This window comes from Sphingomonas sp. LC-1 (assembly GCF_025371035.1).
In the GTDB taxonomy this organism is placed as follows: Bacteria; Pseudomonadota; Alphaproteobacteria; order Sphingomonadales; family Sphingomonadaceae; genus Sphingomonas; species Sphingomonas sanguinis_E.
Genome location: NZ_JANZXB010000046.1, coordinates 1 through 1,424, shown reverse-complemented (window position 1 = coordinate 1,424; position 1,424 = coordinate 1). Strand labels below are relative to the sequence as shown.

Genomic DNA, 1,424 nt, shown 5'->3' with positions numbered 1-1,424 from the left:
GTTAGCGTCCGCGCTCGTGGTGTAATTTCCGGTGTAGATTGAGGCGATCGCATGGGTGGGGCATGCCCCACCCATGCGAATTCGATCTCGGTGGCCACCGGGCTCATCGGTAAGGTGGAGTTACCACACTTCACACGCCCACCGAGGAGTTGATCCCGATGACCGACGATAGATTACCGCTTGCCGAGCTGATGGCGAAGACCGGAGATGGAGATTTCCTGCGCACGATCGCCGAGAACGTATTACAGATCATCATGGAGGCCGACGTCGATGGCTTGGTCGGCGCCGGCCGGCACGAGCGTTCCGGCGATCGCACGACCTGGCGCAATGGCTACCGCGACCGCAGTCTCGACACCCGGCTCGGCACGCTCAATCTCAAGATCCCCAAACTGCGGACCGGCGCCTACTTTCCCGGCTTTCTGGAGCCAAGGAAGACCGTCGAGAAGGCGCTGGTCGCGGTGATCCAGGAAGCATGGATCGCCGGCGTCAGCACCCGGCGCGTCGATGAACTGGTGCAGGCGATGGGCATGACTGGCATCTCCAAGTCCTCGGTATCCAAGCTGTGCAAGGACATCGACGAGCGGGTCCACGCCTTCCTCAAGCGGCCGCTCGCCGGCGACTGGCCCTACCTCTGGCTCGATGCTACCTATCTCAAGGTGCGCGAGGGCGGGCGGATCGTCAGTGTCGCCGCGATAATCGCTGTGGCCGTCAACACCGAGGGCAAGCGCGAGATCGTCGGCCTGCACATCGGTCCTTCCGAAGCCGAGCCGTTCTGGTCGAGCTTCCTCAAGGACCTCGTCCGGCGCGGCCTGACCGGCGTGAAGCTGGTCATCTCCGATGCCCACGAGGGGCTCAAGGCGGCGATTACCCGCGTCATGGGCGCGACCTGGCAGCGCTGCCGCGTCCACTTCATGCGCAACGCCCTGGCCTATGTGCCCAAGGGCCAGAATACCGTCGTTGCCGCTGCAATCCGTCAGGTCTTCCTTCAGCCCGACCATGCCGCTGCGACGCAGGTCTGGCGGCAGGTCGCTGATCAGTTGCGCGCCCGCTGGCCAAAGCTCGGCGCTTGCATGGACGATGCCGAGCACGACGTGCTCGCCTACATGACCTTCCCCGAGCAGCACCGGGTCAAGCTCCACAGCACCAATCCGCTGGAACGCCTGAACAAGGAAGTGAAGCGCCGCGCCGATGTGGTCGGCATCTTCCCGAACGAGGACAGCATCATCCGCCTCGTCGGCGCCGTCCTGCTCGAGCAGAATGACGAATACCAGCTCCAGCACCGCTACATGCAGATCGAGGGCATGGCCGCCCTTGCCACACCAATGATCGAGGAGGCACAGCCGCTACAGATTACACCCAAGGCCGCCTGAAAATGCAGCCCAGTGGCCACACCCGATTTTACACCACATTGACGGACGCGACCC

The 1,424-nt window shown here is 63.5% G+C and carries 1 protein-coding gene; it reads left to right on the top strand.

Annotated features, from left to right (window positions below; genetic code table 11):
• Positions 1 to 158 precede the first annotated feature (158 nt).
• The gene (locus NZL82_RS19760) at positions 159 to 1,370 is read left to right on the top strand and encodes an IS256 family transposase (protein WP_059150834.1); all 1,212 of its coding nucleotides are present in this window, start codon (positions 159 to 161) and stop codon (positions 1,368 to 1,370) included.
• Positions 1,371 to 1,424: the final 54 nt, after the last annotated feature.

Coding starts and splice junctions, on each gene's coding strand:
- NZL82_RS19760 (WP_059150834.1), top strand. CDS start 159: ATGACCGACGATAGATTACCGCTTGCCGAGCTGATGGCGAAGACCGGA.